The sequence below is a fragment of the Nostoc sp. genome (assembly GCF_036918245.1).
Classification (GTDB): Bacteria; Cyanobacteriota; Cyanobacteriia; order Cyanobacteriales; family Nostocaceae; genus Nostoc.
Genome location: NZ_JBALEF010000004.1, coordinates 1 through 24,719 on the forward strand (window position 1 = coordinate 1; position 24,719 = coordinate 24,719).

A 24,719-nucleotide genomic window follows, 5' to 3' on the forward strand; every position below is an offset into this window, starting at 1 on the left:
CTCGGTCTATATCTTGAGGCAGGTTTTGGTTCATATTTGTGATACTCCCCCTCAAGTGTCCCCCTTGTCAATACTCTGCCACCTGAATCCTTACTGGAAATTTTTATTAAATATATTGCAAAACTACTATTGCAAAAATACTTGAACCGCCAAAGACTCAAGTCTCTGGTTAATAGCAAAAGTCCGTTGAAACAGATTAAAACTACTGTCATTAGCCAGTTTCAAACGAATTGAGCTATTGGCCCAGAAATTGATTTTCGGGCAGTTTTTTGGCTTTTGCAAGAAGTCTTCTTTTTCGTCATGTTAATTCTAGTAGTTACAGCTAACAAGTAATAGACGCAAAATTTTGGGTATCTACATTCTTTTTCGTCAGATGTTTAGTTAATTACCTTCTAGCAAAGTCCAGAAATAGCCATCTGGTGCAATAAAGGAGAAACTCGTTTCGCCAAATTGCTGCCAATACTCAATTGCAGAAATTGGCTCTGGAATGCCGATACAGACTTCATAGATACCTTCAATAGTGGTTTATTGTTCTTGAGTCATAATCAGTGCTGAGTTAGGAGTTTTCATGCAGAGACATGGAAACAAGAGAAAATAAAGTGTTTACAAAAGTATCTCTTAAAGAATCCGAAAAGCAACAACTTTCTTTTGTAGCTTATGATGTACCTACAAAAGTGAGATATCAGATATCTAATATAGAGTCCTTCTGATTGCACGTAATCAAGAATCGCCATAAAGTTTTTTTAACAGGAGTTAAGCTATGACGCAGCGACTGACTCAAGAGCAATTATCACAAATAGTTACAGAAGTAGAAGGTCTGCAATTGCGTCGGGAAGCGGAACTAGATCAACAGCAGGTTAGAGAAATTTTACAGGAGTTGAATTTACCGCCAGAGTTACTAGATGAAGCGCTGATTCAGTTAAATCGCCGCCAAGCACTGGAGGTACAACAACGCCGGAATCGATGGATTACCTCTGGAGTGGTGGCAATTGTAGTGGTTGTGATTGCATCTACAATATTTTTCATGCAGCAGCAAAGTTCTACACTTTCCCGTGTTTCTGCTCAACAAGACCGCATCACCTTAATACAAGATAATGGCGGCGACTTAAAGACAATTTCCCGCCAAACCAATCCAGAAGTGTTGTATCGTGTCACCCTAAAGGATGCACCTTTGGGTAAAATGGCTCTCTCTTGTAATTGGATTGACCCAAGTGGTCAAATTGTCAAGCAAAACAACTATCAAACCCGCGAGATTAATACGTCTGTCTGGGATACCCAGTGTCGCTACACTATTAACCGGGCTGCAACTGTTGGCAATTGGCAGGTGCAGATGTTCCTAGAAGGTCGGCAGATTAGCGATGCAACCTTTGAAGTTAAATAGTCCAGATGGGTATCCCGCATCATTTTCTTGGCTATTGGGGTTACGGCGCTCAACAGGAGTTGGAAACGCTGTTAACTAGTGTTGTGGAAAACCTCTCCCCTAGAAAAGGAAAGGCTTTAAAGTTTTCTGCACAGGAAAATAATCCTGTTCCCATCTGGAATGTTGTTTACATAGGACTCGATGGCAATTCTCCACCGCAACAAAATCAAATTGCTGCCATCTTTGCATCAGGATTATTTAGTTCACCCGATGCTTGGGTAAATCTCCAGGAAAACAACTGCCTAATTTTGGGAAGAGAACCTTTCGGAAAGACGCCTTTGTACTGGACTGTGCAAGGACAAATAATCTGGTTTGCATCCCAACTGCAATTACTCTTACCGATTTTGCAACAGTCAGAAGTTAGTATTCCTGGGTTATATGGCTATAGCTGTTTTTCCTACGTTCCCACACCCTTAACTCCTATTAATGGAGTATTTGCAGTGACGGCGGGGACTGAATTAGTTTGGCAGAGTGATTGCCAATCAGGTATTCTGGAAACGCCTGAATCTAAAAAAATCCACTCATGGCGGGAAGCGCCAGAACAGTTAACAGATGAAGTTACAGCAATTACTGAATTGCAAACTCTCCTTAAAGACTCGATTGAGCGACAGATTGCCGATTTAAAGGATGAGCCTGTCGGGGTGTTTCTCTCTGGCGGACTCGATTCTTCAGTGGTGGCGGCGCTGCTGGTACAAGCAGGGGTGAAAGTCCGCGCCTACACTTTAGATTTTGGTAACGCAGGCATTCCAGAATATCCATATTCTGAACAAGTCGCCCAGTTTCTCAAAATTCCGCTTGTTAAAGTTGCAGTAAACCCAAGTTCGATCGAGAATGCGCTAATTCCGACTGTGCAAGCATTAGATTTGCCCTTTGGAGATGGCGTGTGTATTCCGTTGTATCTCCTATCTGAGAGGGCGAGTCAGGAAACTCAGGTAATTTTTAACGGTGAAGGTGGAGATCAATTATTTGCTGGTTGGACGAACAAACCTTTAATTGCCGCAGGTGTTTATCAGGCAGAAAATCCCGCTGGACAAGAAACTTTTATCCAGCAATATCTCCGCACCTTTCACCGTCTTGGGGGATACGAATCTCAAGTTTATCAGCCAGAGGTTTATGCACAGATCCAAAATTTGCATCCTGAAGATTGGCTGTTAACAGCTCTTAATCAAGATGAGTGTCCATCTTTGCTGCATCGCCTCCGCCGTGCTAGTTTGATGCTCAAAGGAGCGCAGAATATCCATCCCCGTGCGACTGCATTGGGGTTTGCTCATAGATTATGGGTGCGATCGCCTTTTTGTGATTTACCTCTAGCTGAATGGACATTCCGCCTATCTGGAGAACTCTGTTTGCAGGGTGCTTGTGAAAAATATATCCTCAAACGGGCTGTAGAAAATTGGCTTCCACCCGAAATTGTCTGGCGACAAAAGCGTGGTATGGGGGTTCCTTTAACTTCTTGGTGTTTAAATGATTTTTGGCATCAACTCGGCATTTGGCTCAATCCAGAAATACTTCGCGCTCACAATCACTTTTATCCTCACATCGCGGCCCAAATCGTTGAAGGCAAACTGGGAGCAGCTATTCAAGGCCGTCGAATTGGTGAAACACTCTGGTTACTAATTATGTGGCAACTTTGGCGATCGCACGTTTTAAATGAAGAAATAAGTAAACAGTCTTGGGATCATCCCTTTTGGTTACATCGTTGGCTATGGAAAAATTACAAAATAATTCGTAATTCGTAATTTACTGTATCAGTATTTTTGGTAAATGGTATCAAATAATTTAACTCAAAATCGCCTTAATCCCCCATTCTCCAGGGAACTTGCTCAGGAGTTACTGAATAACTACGGTTCTCCGCTTTATGTTTATAATGGCGATCGCTTGCGCGAAACTATTGAGCGGATTACCAAAGCAGTCAGTTATCCCCGCACGCAATTTCGCTTTGCCAGTGTTACTAATGGCAACATTGCGCTGTTAAAAATTTTTCGTTCATTTGGATGGGGACTTCACGCCAATACGCCAGGAGATATTTATTTAGGATTGCAAGCTGGTTTCGATCCTAGTGAGATTGTTTATAGCGGCAGTAATTTGAATTGCGCTGAGATGCTACAAGTCCTGAATTGGGGAGTTACAACACTCAATCTCGATAGCCTCACTCAGTTGCAATTGTGCTGCAAAGTTTTGCCCAAATACAAAGAAAAATCGATTCGGCTGGGTTTACGCCTCAATTTGCCGGAAATTACCGGAGATAGCCGTATTGGTGTACGTCCAGAGGAATTTGGTGATGCGATCGCTTTAACTGGTGAGGTGGGATTAAAGCTGAGTGGTTTACACTTCTATCGAGGGACGGGAACTAACGCCACAGCCGCTTTTACCCAGGTGATTGATACGGTAATCGCTATTGCACAAAAATTACCTGATTGGGAATATTTAGATTTTGGTGGTGGTTTTGGCTATCCGTATCACCACAACAAAACAGCCTTTGACTGGGAAATATTTGGGGCTGAGTTAACCGAAAGAATTACTCGTTTAGGGCGGGAAATTGATTTGGTGATTGAACCGGGACGAAGTGCGATCGCTGGATGTGCAACTTTGCTTGCTCAAGTTGTTTCGGTGAAATGGCAAGGAGAAAAACAGATTGTTGGAGTTGATACCAGCGTTGCTAATCTTTCAGTACCCTCAGTACACGGTGGCTACCGAGAAATTATTACTTGGAAACAAGCAGACAATCCATTCACAACTGATATTTGTGGGAATACCACATATTCACGAGATTATCTGGGAAAAAATTGTCAACTTCCGGCGCTAGAAATTGGTGATATCGTTGCCATTCTAGATGTCGGTGCTTATGGTTATGCAATGTCGTCTCACTTTTTACACCGTCCCAAACCTGCGGAAGTATTGCTAGAAAATGACACACATCGCTTGATTCGTCGGCGGGAAGACTACAGTGTTTTATTAACAAATCAAGTGCTAGATAACTAACAATTAATAAATAACATTGGGCAACCATTATGAAGTGTATTAACTGCGGAACTGACAATAAACTAAAAGACCGGACAGCTAATCAAGGTCGGTGTATAAAATGCAATCATATCTTTGCCTTTGAACCGACTAGCATGAGTAATGTTCAAATTACTGATCCTTTTTTTGCAAAAGTGATCACTGATATTTCTGCAAATAATACCTTGTTTTTTACACCCAAGCAACTACTTTATTTTTTAGATAATCGTTTCAGAAAAAGCTCAAAGTCAATTTCACGATTTGGCTGGTTACTTCCTTTTTTATTTATTAATTTTGTCACATCAATAACAATTTTTATACCGCTAATAGTAAATCTTGCGTTTATTAATTTCTTTTATGCAAGTAGCAAATCAACTAAACTCAATCTTGTAAGTCGCAAACAGAATGCAAGGAATTTACAAATCATAGGAGTAATTATCCTTTCCATAGGAATTCTTGCTTTAAAGTCATTTACCCTCTTTGTCATTATTGTAATTATAGGAATACTGCCTATATATTTAGGAACTCGACAGATAGGGCGAATTGAATTCTTAACACAAGACTTTTTAATTTCTGAATCTCAGATTAAAGATTGGCTAAATCGCTGGCAACAAATCAATGGTTCAATTCTCAACATTCTTCCTTCACCAAAGCAGGAAAATACACCAGCCACGATTAATCCTGACGTAACAGCTTACAGTTTTGATAGATTAGTCGTTTGTGATAGTGCTAGTATTGCTCAACTATTAATCGCTAATAATTTTCACTTTGAAAACAACTGTGCAATTCTCAGCATTACTGGATATCCCCAAAGCATTTTTGACACCACAATGCAAATGCTGCGACGCAATCCCGATTTGAAAATCTATGCAATACATGATTGCAATCCACAAGGAATTGGTTTAGTTCATAATTTGAGAACCAATGCTAATTGGTTTCTCAATAGCGAGATCGTGATTATTGATATTGGACTAACGCCACGTCAAATTATCGCTACGAAGCGCGGAATGTTCATTCAATCCTCTCCAGAGTCGGCGCAAGCAGCTAAACAATTACCCGAAGAAATACGTCAAAATTTATTTACTGAAGAATTAGCATGGTTAGAATCTGGAAAATTTGTGGAATTGGAATTTTTCACTCCCCAAAAAATAATTAAAGTTCTGCAAAAGGGTATTGCTGGCAGCCAAACTTTAGAAAGTGATGACAGTAGCTTGCTTTTAGTAGGCGATACAGGAAATGATATGTATGTTGTTCAAAGTTTTGGTTAGTATTCTCATTTCGAATCAATGAATTAATAGTCGAAGAAAAAGGAGAAAAAGTAAGTGCTGGTCATGTAGTGAAAGCGATGATATTAAACGGGTTAGGATTTGTATCCAAACCTTTGTAAATGTTGAGTGAATATAAAGCTCAACAGTAATGTGAACGAGATTGACAACTTATACCATTTCACGAAATACTTGATACAAATGATTTAGCTCTAACTCTTTCCCCCTGCTCCCCTGCTGCCTATTTGTATCAACCTTAAAATGAAATGGTATTAGAGGGGAGTGGCACTGATACCGCGCACAAAAATATCTACACAGGTTTCGATATAGTCCTCACAGCTATAGCTGCCTTGATTGAACTTTGCACTGCGGCATAGCATTCCAGCTAAGAGCATTCCTGTAAACATATCGACAGCCGGAAATGGATCGAGGTCTGCTCTGACAGCGCCTCGTTTCTGACTCGATTGCAGGTAAGCTACCAGTTTTTCCGCTAAGGGCTTGGCAGCTTCTTGAATCACTTGTTTGGCTGCCTCTGGATGACGTTTGGCTTCTCCAATGAAGGTACGAATTAAGTCCTCCTGTATCTCTAGCATAGTATTGTAAAGATGGGCATACTGTTTTAAATCAATTTTTAGATCCTGTGTCCACGCTTCGGGGTGTGCAAGGGCTTCTGTCTGGAGTGCCAAGGCATTTTTCATTACTGCTCCCAGAAGTTGTTCTTTGCTAGCAAAGTGGCGAAATAAAGTCACCTCATTCACACCAGCAACACGAGCTATTTCACGGGTAGTTGCTCCTTGAACACCTAAACTGGCAAATACCTGTAAGGCGGCTTCTATCAAACGTGCACGGGTGAGAGTTGATGAACGGATGGTTTTATGCATTTATGCTGGCAAGTACTTACTTTCATCATAGATTATGTAGAAAAAGTGGTCGTAATTTGAGGAAAATCGTCTTGATGCCAACATTTTTAAAGTTATTGAAAATATTTACCTTCTCAAATTTATTTCGGTGCGGGAGCTAATTTTTTACTCATTTTAGTAACTGGAACAACTATCCCACTTCTTAAATAATGAGGTGCTTTTTGGATGGCAGTAAATCCCAGTCGTAAATAAAACCCTTCAGCATAAAGGCTAGCGGTTGTAATTACCTTATCTATACCTTGCTCAGTTGCTTCATCGCAAAAATGTTGAACTAAAGCACGGCCAATCCCTTTACCTTGATATTTAGGATGGACATACAGCCCGATGAGTTCATCAAGGATGAAACTAGCAAAACCTATAACAACATCTCCCTTGATCGCAACCCAGAAAGATTCCGCTTTCATACTCTTCAAGATATTTGAACCATCAGGTTTGTTGCGGTAATTACGCCAAGCTAAAAGTTCTTTTCGGGTGTAGAAAGTTGCAGGCAGAGCTTTGATAGCAGCAATATGAATTGCACTCAGCACCCACGCATCTGTTTCTTGGGCAGGTCGAAGAGATATTTCGTTAGCGCTCATAGGTTCAGGGCTGGCATTCAGATTACAAGAGAAGGCAGGAGGAAAGAAGTATGAATGAAAACTTTAGTTCTGGGTCATTTGCCTAGTTTAAAAAGAAGAATTGTTCTATTTATACCCTTGTTCACGAAAATCTTGATCCAATTGCTCTCCCAACTTGCCCAATAGTATAACTCCTGAAATATAAGCTACGGTAATTATATCGGCTAAAAGTATAATAAACTATAATCACCACTAATACTATCGATAAACCGTATATTATGGATAAAGCAATAAAATAACCAACTTCAAAAGACAAATTTTGAAGTAATCAAGCGATATGTTGTGATATTTGGCTACTTTTGTTGTGTTTATTTTGAATATCTTCTCAAAGCTTGTTCCCTTAGAGTATTTAGCAAGCTGGAAAACATTAGAAAGTTAGAAGGAGTGAATGTGATCAACGCCATACAAATTAACGAAAACTTGACAACAACAGGACAAGTCATACCAAAACAGCTTGAGCAAGCTATTCAAGAAGGTTTTAAGTCTGTTCTCAATCTGCGATCGCCTGATGAACTAGGATTTTCCAAAGATGAGCAAAAAGTAGCGGAAGCATTGGGGCTGTATTATCAAAATGTTCCACTCAAAGTGGATCTCAAAAATTTGAATGAAGAAGTGATTACCAAAATCCTCACGACACTTGAACAAATCCCAAAACCAGCGGTTGTGCATTGTGCCGCCGGGATGCGATCGACTGGAATTGCGCTGTTGAGTATCGCTATCCAGGAAGGATTAACACCAGAGGAAACCTTAGCAAAAGCAAGAAATCTCGGCTTTGGATTCTTTGAACACGCTGGTGTTAGTCCCCGATTGAAGCAATTATTTGTAGACTACGTTAACAAACATGCAAAAATAGCTTTACCTGCTAGCTGCTCTTAAATGTTAATTATTTCTAATTGTTATGTCCTAATAGACTAGACGGCTGCTACACAAATCATTAAATTAAAAACTGCTCTTGCTGAAAGTAGACAAGAGCAGTTTTGAATAGCAAAGCCCAAAATAATAATTTAGGCATCTTCAAGTTCAAATTGAGCCACCGTAACAGCATTAAAAGCGAAAGCTAAAACTAATGGCATTGGCGACTGAAACCAAAAGGTAAAAAGAACAGCTAGGATTGTGCCAGTTACTGCGGACATTGACCACAATCGTTCTTCAAAAGTCAGTCCTTTTTCGGCTTTAATCAATCTGAGAACATGAACTGGAATTGGCTCCGGCATTACCCCACCCGGAGGGAAAGCCCAGAAGTTGTTACGTCGCTCAACAAATAAATCTGTCCAGCCATTTTCTTGGCACCATGCCTCAATCCATTGAAGTGAGTAATGATTCATCATCGGCTTTGGGAGTTCGGTTTGTAGAAATTGTGTGCTTGGTGAATGTAAACTCTTGGAGATTCCTGAAGAACTAACTAATCGCTATAAAATTAACGCTAATGATCGATCTTTAAGCTTTGTTAAGCAATTGAGACGCATATAATTACGCTCAAACCTTGCTTTCATTAATTAAAAGACTAACAGTTGATCGGGTCTGTTGAATTCAAAAGACAATAAACTTTACTTGAAAAATGGAAAGTCAAGAATTGTAAATCAGTCAGTGAGTATTACTGCTCAACAAAACTCTTGATATCTTGAAATTCAAATCTCCAAATGAAGAATTGTAAATAAGTTAACAAGCATAGGCATAGCCCATAGTAAACATTGCTTTATTCAGCTAAATTATTCCTTGAGAGTTAGGAATTTTAAGTTTTATCTTCATCAAGAGCGATAAGTTATGCTCCCCGTCTGTGTTTTGCTAAAGCTTGCTTGATCTGGCAGGTAATTTATACTCAGTCATTGCGATCGGCATTGTATTTAATAAATATTGTTCTGAATATCTAATTTTAGTGCGATCGCAGATTCCCACTCTCTACCTCAAGTAGCAGGGATAATTTTGCTAAAGTAAGAGGCTTATGCTCTTTTTGCGTTACAAAATATTAAGCAACGGAAATACACGTTCTCCAAGTCCAGTAGCAAGGCTGCAAGTCTCAATGATTACGATCCAGTCTTGCTAATATTCAAGTGCGGTAATTAAATGCGGCGATTATACACCAAATTGGCTCTCGATATATTTTGGCGGCAAGCATTAGCATTCCTTCTCGGAATTATTATCTGGTGTGTGGCCGATCCAGCAGTGGCAGTAGACTGGACTCATCCACTGTCATTTAGCAATGCAGAGTTATCAAGACGTGATTTTTCTGGACAGAGTTTGCAAGCTGCGGAGTTTTCTAACGCCAATATGGAATTAGCTAACTTTACAAACGCTGACTTACGAGGAGCAGTCATGAGCGCTTCGGTGATGACAAAAGCAAATCTCCACGGAGCGGATTTAACGAATGCAATGGTCGATCAGGTAAACTTGACTAAGGCAGATTTGAGCGATGTAGTTTTCAAAGAAGCTCTTTTGCTCCGCGCCATATTTAATGATGTAAATATAGACGGTGCAGATTTTACAGATGCAATTTTGGATAGAGCGCAAATCAAAGAACTGTGCGAAAAAGCCAGTGGTGTGAATTCCAAAACAGGCGTGCAAACTCGTGATTCTCTAGAATGTCAATGAAGCGTGTTGGTGTAATTGGTGGCGGACAACTTGCTTGGATGATGGCGGATGCAGCACAGAAGCTAGGAGTAGAATTAGTAGTACAAACTCCTAGCGAACACGACCCGGCCGTGTCAATAGCCAAAGAAACTGTTTTCGCGCCAGTTGATGATGCAAGTGCTACGGAAATATTAGCTCAAAAATGCGATGTTATTACCTTTGAAAACGAATTTGTTAACCTGAATGCTTTATCTGGTTTAGCACAGCAAGGCGTTTGTTTTCGTCCCAAATTAGAAGCATTAGCTCCTCTTTTAGATAAATATCATCAGCGTTGCTATTTACACGACTTGGGATTACCAGTTCCTCAATTTTTTGCCTTTGATGAGGTGGAAAATCTCAAATCAATAGAATATCTAGGTTTTCCAGTAGTCCTCAAATCCCGCCGTCATGGTTATGACGGTCAAGGTACTTTCATAATTCAGGATTTTGCTACTTTAGAAAAAAAGCTAACTAATGAAACTACAACAAAACCTTTAAATCAATCACTATTCTTGTTAGAAGAATTTGTCCCCTTTGAAAGAGAATTAGCAATAATTGCAGCTCGTTCTGTGGAGGGAGAAATTGTTACTTACCCAGTGGTAGAAACCCAACAAGAAGAACAAGTATGTCGGCAGGTGATTGCGCCAGCCGAGATTACGCCTAATCAAGTAGCAGAAATCCAAGCGATCGCACATACTCTATTAAATAGCCTAGAAGTAGTGGGGATTTTTGGAATTGAGCTATTTCTGGGTGCTGATGGCAAAGTTTTGGTAAATGAAATTGCGCCCCGTACCCATAATTCTGGGCATTTTTCTCTTGACGCTTGCGAAACTTCTCAGTTTGAGCAGCACCTCAGAGCCGTTTGTGGTTTACCTTTAGGGAATCCGGCTTTGCAGTGCGCTGGCGCTGTAATGGTTAACCTACTGGGGTATGAAAGTTCTCACAGCGACTACCAAAGCCAGCGTCAACAAATAGCAGAAATTCCCCAAGCGCACGTTCACTGGTATGGGAAGGCAGAATCACGTCCTGGGCGAAAGTTGGGACATGTCACTGTTTTGCTGGATAATCAGAATCGAGAGTTGGGAAGTGCATACGCCAACATCATTGCCCACACCATAGAATCTATCTGGTATCCCAGGTAAATAGATCGGAAAGTTTCGATATTGAACACACAACATCTTTTGAAAAGCTATAATGAGTGAGTTGCACTACGACGTTGGTGACTGCCATCAAGTTTTTTGATCTATGCCTTTAATGACAAGGGAGTCAACTGTTCTCGTGGCAGTATACCGGGCATGTACCCGGAAACTTTAAACGAGGAATTTAGGTTCCCACCTGGATAAACCCAGGTCATAAACTTAGGTAAAACGGCGTCGCGGTGAACTTAAAATTATTAGCTCCCAAAGTTCAGTTAGAGTTTGGGGGCTTTAATTATTTCAATCAGTTTAAAATAAGCGAACTGACAGTAAAGACTGCCATGATTTAGGGAAACCTAAATACTGACGTCTCAAGAATTAAGCCGTATGGTCAGCATTCCCGGATATCACGTTAGCAAAGAACTCTACAACGGTTCTCGAACCTTAGTGTATCGTGCTAATCGAGAAACTGACCAAAAATCTGTAGTGATTAAGCTGATGAAAACCGCTTATCCCAGCTTCAGCGAATTGGTACAGTTTCGCAACCGATTCACCATTGCCAAAAATTTAAATCTATCTGGAATCATCCAAACCTATAGTCTAGAACCCTATCAGAATGGCTATGTGTTAGTGATGGAAGACTTTGGGGGAATTTCTCTAAAGCAGTGGCAAGATAGAGGAGAGAATAGGAGAATAGGGGAAACACCACAAGCTCTCATTGAGTTTTTACAAGTAGCGATCGCTCTGTGCGATACTGACTGAAGACTTACCAAAGCTAGTACACTTGATGAAGGTGGCTTCAGAAAGAATCAAAGATATTAGCATCAGTCTTTGCACCTTCTGCAGAGCCGATACAACCGAAAAAGTTGCTTGTAATCTCCATGAAGGGATTGAGAGTACCCTGTTGATTTTGAAGTATCGCCTCAAAGCTAACGAAAAACATCTAGCAATTGAAGTCAAGGATTAAGATTAGCGTAGACGCAAAGCGGCTTGCCGCAGGCATCGCTCGTCAGATTGTCGAAGAAACCCATAATGGGCGGTTGAGTTGCAATTCTGTGCTTGGCGAAGGAACAGAATTTGTCATTGAGATTCCAGTGTTTTAAGTAATTTGCGATTTTCCTCTCAGTGCATAATTCCAATTTCTCGGTAGTGCAGAGAACAGCAATAGCACAATTCTACAAAATCTGTATAACTTGATTCTAAATGAGGTATCGTTCAGAGTTAAAATGACACAATTGCGTTAAATTGTGGTTAAAACTACAAAAAATTGTTAAAACAACTAACTAATACCGTATTTCCAGCCTCGGTCTTCCGACTAGAGAGTGGTTTAACTTTTATTCATCAAGAAATTCCCACTACTCCTGTAGTTGTGGCGGATGTTTGGGTGCGTGCTGGAGCCAGCCTAGAGCCAAAACCGTGGTTTGGCATGGCGCACTTTTTAGAACACATGATTTTTAAAGGTACGGCGACGCTACCTCCTGGAATGTTCGATTCCAAAGTTGAAAACCGGGGTGGTGTGAGTAATGCAGCGACAAGCTATGATTATGCTCATTATTCACTCACCACAGCTGCCCCTTATTTAAAAGAGACTCTGCCCTACTTGGGAGAACTACTACTCAATGCGGCAATTCCAGAAGATGAATTTAGCCGCGAACGGGATGTAGTGTTAGAGGAAATTCGCTCATGTTATGACGATCCCGACTGGATAGGATTTCAAGCTCTAATTCAAAGCATCTATCCGCATCACCCTTACGGGCGTTCGGTGTTGGGTACTGAGCAAGAACTGATGCAGCAGTCACCAGAAGCAATGCGCTGTTTTCACCATGCCCACTATCAGCCAGAAAACATGACGGTGGTAATTGCCGGAGGTATAGCCCAGCAACCAGCTTGGGAAATGGTAAATCATTCATTTGCTGATTTTGCCGAACGCTCGAATTGTCCGCAGTTTGAGAAAGTGACAAAGCCAGTGATAACAGGAATTCATCGTCAAGAGTTGTATTTACCACGCATAGAGCAAGCGCGATTGTTGATGGCGTGGCTGGTACCCGGAGTAGAAGATATCCGTACTGGCTATGGTTTAGATTTTTTGTCAGTGTTATTGGCAGAAGGGCGGACTTCGCGTTTAGTGCGTGATTTACGAGAAGATTTGCAATTGGTACAGGGAATTTGCAGTAGTTTTTCTCTACAACGGGAATCGAGTTTATTTACAATTACTGCTTGGTTAGAACCAGAAAATCTGGAGGAAGTTGAGTCTTTAATTTGCGCTCATTTGGGTGATTTGCAGACTAAAGGAATTAGCGAACAAGAACTTGCTCGTACACGCAGGTTGCTATGTAACGAGTATACGTTTTCTACCGAAACGCCAAATCAACTTACAGGGCTTTATGGATATTACAATACGATTGCCCAAGCTGAATTAGCTGTGACATATCCCCAGCAGATTCAGTCTTTTGATGCCCAAGAATTGCAAAAATTAGCTAAACAGTATCTATCGCCGGAGAATTACGCGGTTACTGTACTTAAACCGTGTTAGTTATTGGGCATGGGGCATTGGGCATGGGGCATGGGGCATGGGGCATGGGGCATGGGGCATGGGGCATTAGTTTTTGACAAAGGATAAAGGACAAATGACAAATGACAAAGGACAAATGACAACCTTGCTGCAAAAATCGCCCATCCATCGCACTGTATTGAACAATGGCCTTGTCGTGCTGGTGGCAGAAAATCCGGCTGCGGACATTATTGCAGCGCGAATTTTTGTGCGTGCTGGTAGTTGTAACGAAAACCGGGAGCAAGCAGGGTTGGCACATTTGCTCTCAGCAGTGATGACAAAGGGATGCGATGGTCTTTCTAGTTTGGAAATTGCTGAAATTGTCGAGTCTGTAGGAGCGAGTTTGAGTGCGGATACTGGCACTGATTATTTTTTGCTATCTTTCAAAACGGTAACATCTGATTTTGGGGAAATTTTAGCATTGGCAGGGCGGATTTTGCGATCGCCTACTTTTCCCGAAACTCAAGTGGAACTAGAACGGCGTTTAGCACTCCAAGATATTCGTTCTCAAAAAGAGCAACCGTTCAATGTCGCCTTTGAACAAATGCGGCAGGTAATGTACCAAAATCATCCCTACTCCATGTCAGTGCTGGGAGATGAAACCACTATGAGCCGCTTAACTCGTGCGGATTTAGTGGAGTATCACCAGACTTATTTCCGTCCAGATAATGTAGTAATTAGTATTGCGGGTAGAGTTGTACCCACAGATGCAGCAGCGTTGGTGGAAGAAGTTTTTGCTGATTGGCAAGCGCCAGCCCAAGCACTGCCAATACTAAATTTACCTGAGATTAAGGTAGAACCGCAGGTAAGGCTGAAGCCCGTACAGACACAACAATCAATCGTGATGCTTGGGTATTTGGGAACATCGGTGAGTTCAGTTGACTACGCCCGATTAAAATTGCTATGTACCTACTTGGGAAATGGGCTTTCTAGTCGCTTATTTGTCGAATTGCGGGAAAAGCGCGGTTTAGCTTATGAAGTATCCGCTTTTTACTCCACAAGGCTATTTCCAGCCTCCTTTGTAGTTTATATGGGTACGGCACCAGAAAATACCAGCATTGCCCTAGAAGGACTGCGTACAGAAGTAGATTTGTTATGTACCACCGAAGTATCCGAAAGCGCACTCCAAGCTGCTAAAAACAAGATCCTGGGGCAATACGCCTTGGGTAAACAAACGAACGGGCAAATTGCTCAGATATACGGTTGGTATGAAATTTTGGGCTTAGGAATTGATTTTGACACCAAGTTCCAAGAATTGATTGCGGCGGTGAGTGCCAAGGATGCGATCGCTTCAGCTTGTAAATATTTAAAAGAGCCTTACTTGTCTTTAGTTGGTCAAGAAGAAGCAATTAATCGAGCGATCGCGTAACTGAGAATGTGCCGCAGCTACGCCCGTTGGAGATATCGTAAAATCCAGCAGCTGTTTTTTCGACCAAGCGGCTGTACCATTAGCATGAGAATATTCTGGGAGTGAATTCCATGCAAACCAGCCTGACAGCAAGTATTTTGAGTTACTTAAAATTACTAGACCCAACTGTAAATCGCTGTAGAATGGAAAAACGGCAAAAGGATTGGTGGCTCAAGAGGTCTAAATCTTTATCAGCCATTAAAATACTCTTGTTCTTGGCTACGCCTCTGCTTATTACCTCAACGACTCTAGTATCAATAGCAGCCCCACAAAAAATTGCCCAAGTAAATCCTGGAAATAGCATCAACCGCCCTAGCCTCAAAGTTGGCAGCCAAGGCGAACGCGTATCTGAACTTCAGGCAGCTCTGAAACTTTTGGGTTTTTATTCTGGTGCAGTAGATGGCATTTATAGTGAAAATACAGCTAGTGCTGTTTCCCGGTTTAAACAAGCAGCTGGCTTGAATCCAGATGGCGTTGTTGATGCCAGCACTTGGCAACGACTTTTTCCTAATCAACCTGTAGCAGCATCAACCGTCCCTTCATCCCAGCCAAGATTTAACTCAGCTACGAATTTTCCTGTTCCAACTCAAGCTAGTAACCTCACCAACGTTGCAAATTCCAACCCCAACCCTCCCAGACAAGCTGTAACCCAAGTTCCAACTAGAGCAGAACCAAAACCTACTACCCCAAAAAAAGCTGTAACCCAAGTTACGGGCAACCCTGAACCAAGACCTGCTACTCCCAGAAAAACTACAACTTCTAGTACAAAGAAAACGCCGAAGCGTACTACATCGACTACTCAAACTCAGTCAAACACAACTACAAAACGAACTCCTGGTATTCAATACACCTCAGAAGGATTGCCAATTTTGCGTATAGGATTACGTGGTTCTGAAGTTGTTAAGTTGCAACAACAACTGAAAAAGCTTGGTTTCTTGAAAGGTGATGCCGATGGAGACTTTGGGGAGACAACCGAAGCAGCGGTGAAAGCTGCACAAAAGCGCTATGGTTTAGAAGCTGACGGCGTAGTTGGTGGCTCTACTTGGGAGGTTCTTTTGCGGCGTTAACCGTATCCCTAATCTTCAAGCTTGGTAATGTAGCGTCTCACCCGTCCGTAACCAGAGGTGCAGACAACATTTCGGCGTGAGCGCTCAGTCGAATGCTGTCAACCGAACAAAATTAAATACTTTATTTCTTGGAAATCCCTAATGACTGAGGTTTCTCAACTTAGAGAAACCTTTGTTAGGTTTTTGCACTCCACACTGTTTTTTATGAATTTAATGCGGTACATCCTGCAATACGATAAAGATATACCGATTAGAAGTATTTCTCTTAGCAGCACTGAAAAATTACATTGATTTTAGCTTGACGAAAGATGATGGCAACTTTAGGAGTCAAGCACAACAATACCTAATCGTGTTACAGATCACAACTGGCAATAGTGAAATTAATTAAACTGACTGCTAAATCCTCTAAAAAAACTTATGCAACACTTTTTATTAACTTGGCTCGGTACTGCGGTGGCGTTATTTCTTACTGCTAATATCGTTCCGGGATTCTTTATCAAGAATTTTCTGACTGCCTTAATTGCTGCCCTTGTTATTGGTCTGGTTAATGCATTTATTAGACCAATTTTGCAGATTTTGACGTTTCCAATTACCTTACTCACCTTTGGTTTATTTACATTGGTGATTAACGCCTTAGCCCTTTGGCTGGCAAGTGTCCTAACTCCTGGCTCTGGTTTTGAGATTCAGGGCTTTTTACCTGCTTTGTTAGGTTCAATTGTGCTAGCAATTGTTTCTAGCATAATTAACTATTTTTTGAGAGTTGTTGACTAGAAAAATTAGGGAACTTTTGTAATACTAATATTTAAAGCTTGGGCAACAGCAAGAGTTACTGCTCCTGGTTGCCCTTGTATTTGGAAAATTTGTTTAGGAACTAAGAACTTCACCCGCAATTCCTCTATCTTTGTAAACGGAAAAACAGTCAACGATGTGAGTTGAGAGGCTGCAAGCATAGCAGCTGCTTCTGCTACGCTAGGTGTACCTACTTTATCGTCGGTAATTGTGGCAGGGTTGGGGACACAGACAGAGCTAAGGATTTTCGCAGAAAAGGTTTTTAGAGGCAAATTGCGGAGGCGACAAAGTTTGATTAAGCCAACTTCCGAGGCTTTAGTGTCAATGGTAGCAATACCTGCGATCGCACTTGGAAAAAGTTGATTTTCTTGAAAGACTTTCTCAATTGCCCAATCAATCAGCTGCCATGATGTTCCCCGTTTACAACCGATTCCTACCCATAAAACCTGTTGTATTTGCTGTATTTCCTGATTCAGTTCGTCAGAGTTTGACATGATTGGGTTTACTCCAACAGCCAACCAAATAAATCTCCTACCGTCAGCCTCAACTCACTTGCAAAATCTGGCACAGGGAGTAAAGCTTCTAGTTCATCCAACATGAGTGGCTGTTGATTGCGGATGTACACAAATACTGTTTGTTCTTCTGGATCGATCAGCCAACCCATTTGTGTTTGATAATTCAGGCAATGTAAAATATTTTTTGTAACTTTCGTTTGTCTTTGGTCAGGTGATAGAATCTCAATAGTCCAATCGGGGGCTGCTGAAAATAAATTTGCTACCCTGCCATTTTCTTTGCGAGGTATTCTCCCCCAGGTAAATACTGCTACATCCGGGACAATTGATCTGCCAGCAAAAGTACACCGCAGTTCTGGATATGCTCGTGCAACTTTTTGGGGTTTCAAGATAGCATTAATAAAAATAATCAGTTCACCTTGAATAGTGCTATGTTCTCCCTGTGCCATTGGTTTTTGAATAATTTGACCATCGATGTATTCACTAGCAGGCTTTGTTTCTGATAGCATTAGAAATTCTGACAAAGTTATGTTTTTTGATGGTGTCCGTACCATAAGCGATCGCCTCCAAATCCAGCAAATTTTCTTAACAACCCGCAAAGGACACAAAGAAAAAATCAGCTTTAACTTAACTCTTACTCTGCGTACCTTTGCGCTACCTCAGCGTAACTTTGCGTTAAAAAAAATATTACATCCTCTCCAATACCTGAATTCCCAACAAAGATAATCCCAACTTCAGAGTTCTAGCAGTCAAATCACATAAAACTAAACGGGATGTGCGCTGCGGTTCCTCCGCTTGTAGTATGGAACAGCGATCGTAGAATTGGTTAAACTTCTGACTCAGTTCAAACAAATACTCACATAAACGATTGGGCAGCAAGTCTTGCTCTACACTACTAATAACTTCATCTAGTTGAAGTAAATATTTTGCCAACACTAATTCTGTTTCATGCTGCAACAAAACGGCATTATTTCCCAACTCTTTAAAGTTAATATCACCCTTGCGGCTAATCCCATGAATCCGCGCATAAACATACAGCATATAGGGCGCAGTATTACCTTTAAGATCCAGCATTTTGTCGTAGCTGAAGATGTAGTTACTGGTGCGATTTTGGCTTAAGTCTGCATACTTAACTGCGCTGATTCCAACTACTCTAGCAACTTCATTAATAAATTCTTCAGTTTCTTGGCGTTCTTCTTTTTGTAATCTAGTTTTGAGGTCAGCATGGGCACGAGAAACAGCTTCATCTAATAAATCCCGTAACCGCACAGTATCCCCAGAACGAGTTTTGAATTTCTTCCCGTCTTCTCCTAACACTAACCCAAAGGGCACATGCACTAATTCCACATCATCGGGTATCCATCCGGCTTTACGTGCTACTTGGAAAAACTGGACAAAGTGATTTGCTTGTCCAGCATCTGTTACATAAATTATCCGCTTTGCTTCATCCTTCTCAATCCGGTAGCGTAGTGCTGCTAAATCAGTTGTGGCATAGTTATACCCGCCATCTGATTTCTGCACAATTAAAGGTAGAGGTTCACCTTCTCTATTTGTAAAGCCTTCCAGAAAAACGCATTTTGCCCCTTGATTTTCTACCAGTAACCCAGATTTTTCTAAATCTTCCACAACTTTTGGTAGGAAGCGGTTGTAGAAAGATTCGCCTCGTTCAGTTAACTTGATATTCAGTAAGTCATAAATTACTTTAAATTCTTTTCGAGAAGCTTCACAAAGAAAAAACCAAGCGTGTTTTGCTGGTAACTCATTAGATTGTAGTTCTACTACTGCTTTACGTGATCTTTCTCGAAAATCAGCATCTTCATCAAATTTTTTCTTAGCTTCTCTGTAAAACTGAACCAAGTCTCCTATATTTATAGAGGGAGAGTTAATGAAACCCGGTTGATCGTTCGCCTCATAATATAGACTATTCCAAAAGGAATTATTTTCAGAATCAAATTCACGAAGATGAGTAATTAACATCCCAAACTGTGTACCCCAATCACCCACATGATTTAACCGCACGACATCGTGTCCTTGAAATTCTAAAATCCGGGCGATGGAATCACCAATAATTGTAGAACGCAAGTGTCCGACGTGCATTTCTTTGGCAATATTGGGACTGGAAAAATCCACAATTTCTTTTCTTGGCGTTTTCGCGGCTGGAACTCCCAGTCTAGGATCAGCTTGAATTGCGTTTAGTTGTGCTTCTAAGTATGCTGTTTTCAGTTTGAGATTGATAAATCCTGGCCCAGCGATTTCCGGCGGTTCGCAGATTTCGGATACATCTAGTTTCTCAACGATCGCACCTGCGATCGCTCTTGGTTGCTTTCCTAACTTTTTACTCAGGGATAAAGCCACATTCACCTGATAATCGCCAAATTTAGGATTGCTAGCAGGAACCAAAATTGGATCTACTCCAGCCAAGTCAGCGCCAAAAGCTGCGATTAAAGCCTGCTCTACCTGAGCTTTTAGTTTTTCTTGTGTAGCCTTCATATATAGATTTTATCTGTGAAAGGGGGAATGTAGCTCTGGAAAAGCTTGATTATTTTAACCTTAAAAGATATTCATCAAGTCTAAGCAAAGACTGTCATTTTAAGGTACAACCCCCTTAAATTGTCTCCCATCCTCGGCATAACTTCTAGATTTTGACAGACTACTAGTTAATCAAGCCAACGAAAGCGTAGTACATAGTAAGCACTTGAGTACTTAAAACAAAGACTAAACTTATTTCCCCAGGTTTCTTTGATTTGATAGATTACTACGTTTTCCAATGTAAGTACGGAGATAAACTCTGTTTGTATAGCAGCGTATTAACTAAGCCTTGGCTCAGTTGATACGGATGACGGCGTACTATTACTTATCTACCTCATTTCAATGAAAATTCCTATAAATTAAGCTTTTAGCATTTCACTATAGAAATTGCACATCTTATTTTTATAAAAAATATAAATCCTTCATCAAACTATCATCAGATACAAGTTTAATTACTAGGTACTAATAACAGGTTAATATCCAATGAAAAATAGCCTTTTTTCAGTAATATTACTTTAAAGAAAGAGCTATTTAAATATCCTAATAAAAGTAAAAAAACAGATTGACGTTGCAGAAAAATAGCTGTTAGAAGTAAAAGACAAGCGAAGACAGATAGCTGCTCAATAAGCATTATCTAAATTCTTTTTCCTATTTAATGGCTCATAACATGAAACCTAATTTATTCACAGCTTTGATTGCCGCTACAGCCACCTTGACCGGATTAGTTTCCAAAGTAGAAACTGCATCTGCTGCTGGTTTTAATTGGAATAGCTCTTGGACTCAACCAACTGTATATAGTAAGTCTAAAACTGGTTTTAATGACGCTCCTTTTCAACAATTCGTCCAAGCAGAAAGCGCTGCTCTTCCAAACAGCGGACAATTTAAATTAGACCCCAATAAATTAAACCTAAAATATGACCACGATGTTTCTGTTTACTTTATTAATGAGGGTGCAGGTTATAGAAACCAGTTAGCCTTTGAAGCCACAGGAACTACTAAGAAGTCTGGACTGCTTTTTAATGATATTTCTTGTGAAGGGACTGGATGTGTTGGTGGCTGGGGCGGTAACGCACTAAAACTAGGTGATGGGGTCAAAGTTGGTAATATTACAGCAGGTACTCAACTCGACTTCTGGTTGAGAGCCGATGGTTTAAGCCGTGGCAACTCTGCCAATATCTTTGGTACTGACACTGCCTCTAACGCTGACGGGCTACAGCACGCAGTTGCTTATGCTTACAACAATTACATCCTCCTGGCATTTGAGGATTTATACGGAGATTTACACGCTTCAGGGGTAGATTCTGCAACTAGTAAGTGGAACGAAGGTTCTGATCGCGACTTTAATGATGTTGTCGTCGTTCTTGATATCGGCGAGGCAAATGTTAAAGAGCTAATTGGTGCTACCGTTCCTGAACCATCTGTTACTCTATCAATGTTTGCGGTGGGAGCAGTTAGTATGTTTGGATTGCGCCGTCGCCGTCAAAGTCGCACTTCTAACTAAACTTGGAAACGTTGCTTAATATAGGGTGCGTTTAGTTCCATTGGAAAATAGCAAGTTATTGATCGCATTTTCACCCGTATAAATGTACGGGTGAATTTACGTTTGTAGTGGCATTTATATTTTATATTTTATCTATTGCGATCGCGTTCTAAATCATCAATAACTTTTTGCAAATACCACTCGTCTGACATCCCAGGATGGTAATCTTGGTTTTGCTGAATCAATCGTTCGGCAATTTCCCAGTATCCCCCAACCATTCGTAAAAGTCGCTGACGTAGCAGGTGATATTTTTGCTTTTTTGACTCTGGACTAAATTTCTGGATTTTTTCTAGGCTACTTAATACTTGTTGATAATTTTCCCAGTCTTCTTGTTCGCAAAAGATACTCGCCGCCCGTTGATAATCTTCCACGGCGTTTTGTATTTCTTCTAAGCAAGTATAGGCAATGCCGCGATTGTAATAAGCTTGAGCATCATCAGAATTGATTTGCAATGCTTGGGTGTAATCTTGAATTGCACCGAGATAATTGCCCGTTGCCCGATAGACATTACCTCTGGCAATATAAACTAAGACATCTTCGGGTTGCATCTGGAGTGCTTGGTTAAGATCAGCGATCGCACCTTGATGATCTCCCAAGACAGAACGTGCTTTACCTCGGTTGCGATAGACAATCGCATCTTGAAAATTTAGTCGTAATGCTTGATTAAAATCTGCGATCGCTTCTCGATAATTTCCCATTTTACAACGCACAACCCCACGACAGCAGTAAGCTTGGGCATCTTGCGGATCGGCTTTTAATACCCAGTTTAAATCGGCGAGTGCTTCTTGGGTATTTCCCTTTTCAGCCTTTTCTAATAATTGCGTAAAATAATCATTGGTGGATAAAATTGGTGCATTGCTGGAACGCGATTCCTCAAGAACAGGTAATTCTTTAGGTTGTAGCTGTTTAATTCGTTCTAGACAAAGACGACAATTCTCTTTGTCCTGTTGCTCTAGATATAACCCAGCAGCCTTTTTAAAGTTAGCGATCGCATCTTGAATATAACCCTGTTTGCGCCGCACCATTCCCCGCAGATTATAAGCAGCAGCATAATTGAGATTGAGACGAATCGCGCGTTCAACATCGTCTAGCGCCCCCGATAAATTTTTCAGCGCTACCCTAGCCAATCCCCGACAATAATATGCCTCTACACTCTCAGGATTCAGCTTCAGGGCTTCGGTATAATCTGAAACAGCTTTCAGGATTGCTCCTGAGTCATAATGTGCTAAACCCCGTTGCAAATAAGCTTCGCTAAAGTAAGGTATCAGTTGTAAAGCATGGTTAAATTCCTCAATTGCTCCTACGTAGTCTTTTCGCCTAGCCTTTTCCAATCCCCTATTGTAGAATTCGTCATTCATAGCATTTGTTTGGTTGATTCAGTTAATTGAATTCCAGCAGGCTTGTTTCATAGCCTAATCTATGCACTCATCTTCATATTTTAAGTAGATTTCATACTTTTTGTGAAATAAAACCAACACACTACTCTAATACCAATTTAAATGGTGGATATTCTCCAACTATCTAGCCACTAAAGTACATCTGAAATCGTTTCGCAAGCATCCCAGAAGTCCCAAAAAGAAGCGACCACCACTGACGGTTGATGGCAAACATCCCCACTGTTCCACTGCTCGAAAGCTCAAGCAATACAAAGCAACTCTTGATGCTATCCTGTGAAGTAAAACCAGAAAATATCTTATTTGTTAATATTTAGAGTGCTGGGAAAGTAGCCTAAACGATTGCAGGCAAAGGCAGATTATCCGAGAAAGGCCGCCTATTCGTTAAGAGTTACTTGAGTTACTGTTGGGTAGAACAACGCCGCTGAAATTACTGCCAATTAAACATACTAGAATGAGTTATTATCATCAACTTTAAGTACAGCCTAAATCGCTGTATCGGGATATTAGGACGACAAATTTCGGTCTAATACCCTGATCTGGACAATTAGACGGAAACAGTCAGTCTAAATAATAGTTGGGCGGCTCGGTAGACGAGAGGCATGGCAAGAGGAGAGAAATTACCAGCCCACCTCTGACGGCTGGAGGGTTGGACTGCGGCGCGCGGCTTGGCGACTTGCCGCAGATTGTTATGAATGATGAGCCAATTCTGCCATACCTATTGAATTAAACAGGAGTGAGGAAAATGAAAGCAATAGTAATCAAAGCGTACGGCAATGATGACGTTCTAAATTATGCCGATGTCGAACGCCCAAAGCCGAAGGCAGACGAAGTTTTGGTGAAAGTTCACGTCGCAGGGGTTAATCCGGTTGACTGGAAAATCCGCAACGGTTTGGGCGAAAGGCTCGGTTTGAAACTACCCATCGTGCTCGGCGGCGAGATTGCCGGAACAATCGAAAGAATCGGCGATGATGTCAGCGGTTTCAAAGAAGGTGATGCGGTTTACGGCATCATACGCTCTGGAGGTTTCGCCGAATACGCGATTGCCAAAATGGGGGATATTGCGGCTAAACCCCGAAGTCTCGATTTCGAGAACACGGCGGCGATTCCACTTGGCGCGTTGACCGCATGGCAGGCGCTTTTTGATTTAGCCCAGCTCAGCAGCGGTCAACGAATTTTGATAGCCGGTGCGTCAGGCGGAGTCGGTTCGCTGGCTGTTCAACTTGCCAAATCAAAAGGCGCATACGTTATCGGTACGGCTTCGGGACGCAATGAAGATTTCGTCAGAAATTTAGGCGCGGATGAATTCGTTGATTACACAAAGCAAAACTTTGAAGCAGTTGTTAAAGACGTTGATGTCGTCTTTGATGCGGTCGGCGGCGACACGTTTGAGAAAGCGTTCAAAACGTTGAAAAAAGGTGGCTTCCTGGTAACGTCAGTAGCGTTTCCGTCCGAAGAAAAAGCGCAGGAATTTGGCGTCAAGGCCGTGCGGGTCCACTGCAAGCCAAACGTGGACCAATTAGCTGCCATCAGCGCATTGGTTGACGAAGGCAGATTGAAAGCGCACGTCGCAACCGTTTTGCCGCTCGTAGAAGTGAAAAAGGCATTCCAACTTTCCGAAAGTGGGCGTACACGTGGCAAAATTGTTTTGCAAATTGGGACATAATTTTGAAACACCAGGCGCGGCAACGGCAACTCACCCAACCGCAGCCTAACAAAGCGCTATACCCGACTGCCTATAGCTTTGCTCGTTCCTCACTGTGCTTCCGGCGGCGGGTGCGCTTAGTCGTTGGGTGGAGCTTGCGCATTTTCAACAGTTTTTAGACTGGTTATGTGAGCAATTAGGTGAAGATTATGCAATTTTACAAATATAGGATTAGTATTTGATTTCTGAAAAAACTCCGTACATCTGGAGAGATAGAAAATCAAAGGTAGTGTTTCGGATAAACCACTCAAACATCCAC

At 41.4% G+C, this 24,719-nt stretch carries 22 protein-coding genes, 1 other RNA gene and 2 pseudogenes; 18 read left to right on the forward strand and 7 right to left on the reverse strand.

Annotated features, from left to right (window positions below; all coding sequences use genetic code 11):
- The first annotated feature begins 760 nt into the window (after positions 1-760).
- The 5 genes and pseudogenes from V7L12_RS01285 to V7L12_RS01305 form a co-directional block, all read left to right on the forward strand.
- Positions 761-1,381: a DUF3859 domain-containing protein gene (locus tag V7L12_RS01285; protein ID WP_335081404.1), complete on the forward strand. Its 621-nt coding sequence runs from the start codon at positions 761-763 to the stop codon at positions 1,379-1,381.
- Between the two features lie 5 nt (positions 1,382-1,386).
- On the forward strand, positions 1,387-3,159 hold the full coding sequence (locus V7L12_RS01290; protein ID WP_335081407.1) for an asparagine synthetase B family protein: 1,773 nt from the start codon (positions 1,387-1,389) through the stop codon (positions 3,157-3,159).
- Between the two features lie 25 nt (positions 3,160-3,184).
- Positions 3,185-4,402, forward strand: a complete 1,218-nt coding sequence (locus V7L12_RS01295) for a diaminopimelate decarboxylase family protein (protein WP_335081409.1) — start codon at positions 3,185-3,187, stop codon at positions 4,400-4,402.
- Positions 4,403-4,431: 29 nt separating this feature from the next.
- Positions 4,432-5,688: a hypothetical protein gene (locus V7L12_RS01300; protein WP_335081411.1), complete on the forward strand. Its 1,257-nt coding sequence runs from the start codon at positions 4,432-4,434 to the stop codon at positions 5,686-5,688.
- Between the two features lie 14 nt (positions 5,689-5,702).
- Positions 5,703-5,804 (forward strand): annotated as a pseudogene (locus V7L12_RS01305) (DUF4277 domain-containing protein); the annotation flags it as partial.
- A 153-nt stretch (positions 5,805-5,957) separates the two neighbouring features.
- Here V7L12_RS01305 and V7L12_RS01310 read toward each other — a convergent pair.
- Both V7L12_RS01310 and V7L12_RS01315 read right to left on the reverse strand, forming a co-directional pair.
- Positions 5,958-6,566 (reverse strand): TetR/AcrR family transcriptional regulator, encoded by a 609-nt coding sequence (locus tag V7L12_RS01310; protein ID WP_334824355.1) that lies wholly within the window; start codon positions 6,564-6,566, stop codon positions 5,958-5,960.
- Positions 6,567-6,685: 119 nt separating this feature from the next.
- Positions 6,686-7,183: a GNAT family N-acetyltransferase gene (locus V7L12_RS01315; RefSeq protein WP_335081413.1), complete on the reverse strand. Its 498-nt coding sequence runs from the start codon at positions 7,181-7,183 to the stop codon at positions 6,686-6,688.
- A gap of 429 nt (positions 7,184-7,612) precedes the next feature.
- Between V7L12_RS01315 and V7L12_RS01320 the strand changes: the two genes are divergently transcribed.
- Positions 7,613-8,098 carry a beta-lactamase hydrolase domain-containing protein gene (locus V7L12_RS01320; RefSeq protein ID WP_322738983.1) on the forward strand — a complete coding sequence of 162 codons (486 nt, stop codon included), beginning with the start codon at positions 7,613-7,615 and terminating at the stop codon, positions 8,096-8,098.
- Positions 8,099-8,226: 128 nt separating this feature from the next.
- On the opposite strand, the gene V7L12_RS01325 is transcribed toward V7L12_RS01320, so the two are convergent.
- Positions 8,227-8,550, reverse strand: coding sequence for a hypothetical protein (locus V7L12_RS01325; RefSeq protein ID WP_334824349.1), 324 nt, complete (start codon positions 8,548-8,550; stop codon positions 8,227-8,229).
- A gap of 736 nt (positions 8,551-9,286) precedes the next feature.
- On the opposite strand from V7L12_RS01325, the gene V7L12_RS01330 reads away from it, so the two are divergent.
- From V7L12_RS01330 to V7L12_RS01375, 10 genes and pseudogenes are all read left to right on the forward strand, one after another.
- Positions 9,287-9,811: a pentapeptide repeat-containing protein gene (locus V7L12_RS01330; protein WP_335081416.1), complete on the forward strand. Its 525-nt coding sequence runs from the start codon at positions 9,287-9,289 to the stop codon at positions 9,809-9,811.
- Complete coding sequence (locus V7L12_RS01335; protein ID WP_335081438.1) at positions 9,808-10,971, forward strand: 5-(carboxyamino)imidazole ribonucleotide synthase; 1,164 nt, start codon at positions 9,808-9,810, stop codon at positions 10,969-10,971. The genes V7L12_RS01330 and V7L12_RS01335 overlap by 4 nt, the downstream gene beginning before the upstream one ends.
- A gap of 60 nt (positions 10,972-11,031) precedes the next feature.
- A non-coding RNA gene (gene ssrS / locus V7L12_RS01340) (6S RNA) lies at positions 11,032-11,215 on the forward strand.
- Between the two features lie 137 nt (positions 11,216-11,352).
- Positions 11,353-11,721: pseudogene (locus V7L12_RS01345) on the forward strand (hypothetical protein); the annotation flags it as partial.
- Positions 11,722-11,752: 31 nt separating this feature from the next.
- The gene (locus V7L12_RS01350) at positions 11,753-11,932 is read left to right on the forward strand and encodes a hypothetical protein (protein ID WP_335081418.1); all 180 of its coding nucleotides are present in this window, start codon (positions 11,753-11,755) and stop codon (positions 11,930-11,932) included.
- Positions 11,916-12,068, forward strand: a complete 153-nt coding sequence (locus tag V7L12_RS01355; RefSeq protein WP_335081420.1) for a hypothetical protein — start codon at positions 11,916-11,918, stop codon at positions 12,066-12,068. The genes V7L12_RS01350 and V7L12_RS01355 overlap by 17 nt, the downstream gene beginning before the upstream one ends.
- A gap of 164 nt (positions 12,069-12,232) precedes the next feature.
- Positions 12,233-13,498 carry a M16 family metallopeptidase gene (locus tag V7L12_RS01360; protein ID WP_335081422.1) on the forward strand — a complete coding sequence of 422 codons (1,266 nt, stop codon included), beginning with the start codon at positions 12,233-12,235 and terminating at the stop codon, positions 13,496-13,498.
- Between the two features lie 115 nt (positions 13,499-13,613).
- The gene (locus V7L12_RS01365) at positions 13,614-14,885 is read left to right on the forward strand and encodes a M16 family metallopeptidase (RefSeq protein ID WP_335081440.1); all 1,272 of its coding nucleotides are present in this window, start codon (positions 13,614-13,616) and stop codon (positions 14,883-14,885) included.
- 110 nt (positions 14,886-14,995) lie between these two features.
- Positions 14,996-15,991, forward strand: a complete 996-nt coding sequence (locus tag V7L12_RS01370; RefSeq protein ID WP_335081424.1) for a peptidoglycan-binding domain-containing protein — start codon at positions 14,996-14,998, stop codon at positions 15,989-15,991.
- A 417-nt stretch (positions 15,992-16,408) separates the two neighbouring features.
- Positions 16,409-16,762, forward strand: coding sequence for a phage holin family protein (locus V7L12_RS01375; RefSeq protein WP_104907020.1), 354 nt, complete (start codon positions 16,409-16,411; stop codon positions 16,760-16,762).
- A gap of 5 nt (positions 16,763-16,767) precedes the next feature.
- On the opposite strand, the gene V7L12_RS01380 is transcribed toward V7L12_RS01375, so the two are convergent.
- The 3 genes from V7L12_RS01380 to argS form a co-directional block, all read right to left on the reverse strand.
- Entirely contained in the window at positions 16,768-17,274 is a 507-nt protein-coding gene (locus tag V7L12_RS01380) for a cobalamin biosynthesis protein (RefSeq protein ID WP_335081426.1), read from the reverse strand.
- A gap of 8 nt (positions 17,275-17,282) precedes the next feature.
- A complete protein-coding gene (locus V7L12_RS01385; protein WP_335081428.1) occupies positions 17,283-17,846 on the reverse strand; it encodes a Uma2 family endonuclease in 564 nt (187 codons plus the stop codon).
- Between the two features lie 133 nt (positions 17,847-17,979).
- On the reverse strand, positions 17,980-19,782 hold the full coding sequence (gene argS / locus V7L12_RS01390; RefSeq protein WP_335081430.1) for an arginine--tRNA ligase: 1,803 nt from the start codon (positions 19,780-19,782) through the stop codon (positions 17,980-17,982).
- A 706-nt stretch (positions 19,783-20,488) separates the two neighbouring features.
- Here argS and V7L12_RS01395 point away from each other — a divergent pair.
- Positions 20,489-21,322, forward strand: a complete 834-nt coding sequence (locus V7L12_RS01395; RefSeq protein WP_335081432.1) for a DUF4114 domain-containing protein — start codon at positions 20,489-20,491, stop codon at positions 21,320-21,322.
- A 128-nt stretch (positions 21,323-21,450) separates the two neighbouring features.
- Here V7L12_RS01395 and V7L12_RS01400 read toward each other — a convergent pair whose 3' ends face one another.
- The gene (locus V7L12_RS01400; protein WP_335081434.1) at positions 21,451-22,719 is read right to left on the reverse strand and encodes a tetratricopeptide repeat protein; all 1,269 of its coding nucleotides are present in this window, start codon (positions 22,717-22,719) and stop codon (positions 21,451-21,453) included.
- A gap of 781 nt (positions 22,720-23,500) precedes the next feature.
- On the opposite strand from V7L12_RS01400, the gene V7L12_RS01405 reads away from it, so the two are divergent.
- Entirely contained in the window at positions 23,501-24,421 is a 921-nt protein-coding gene (locus tag V7L12_RS01405) for an NADP-dependent oxidoreductase (protein WP_335081436.1), read from the forward strand.
- Positions 24,422-24,719: the final 298 nt, after the last annotated feature.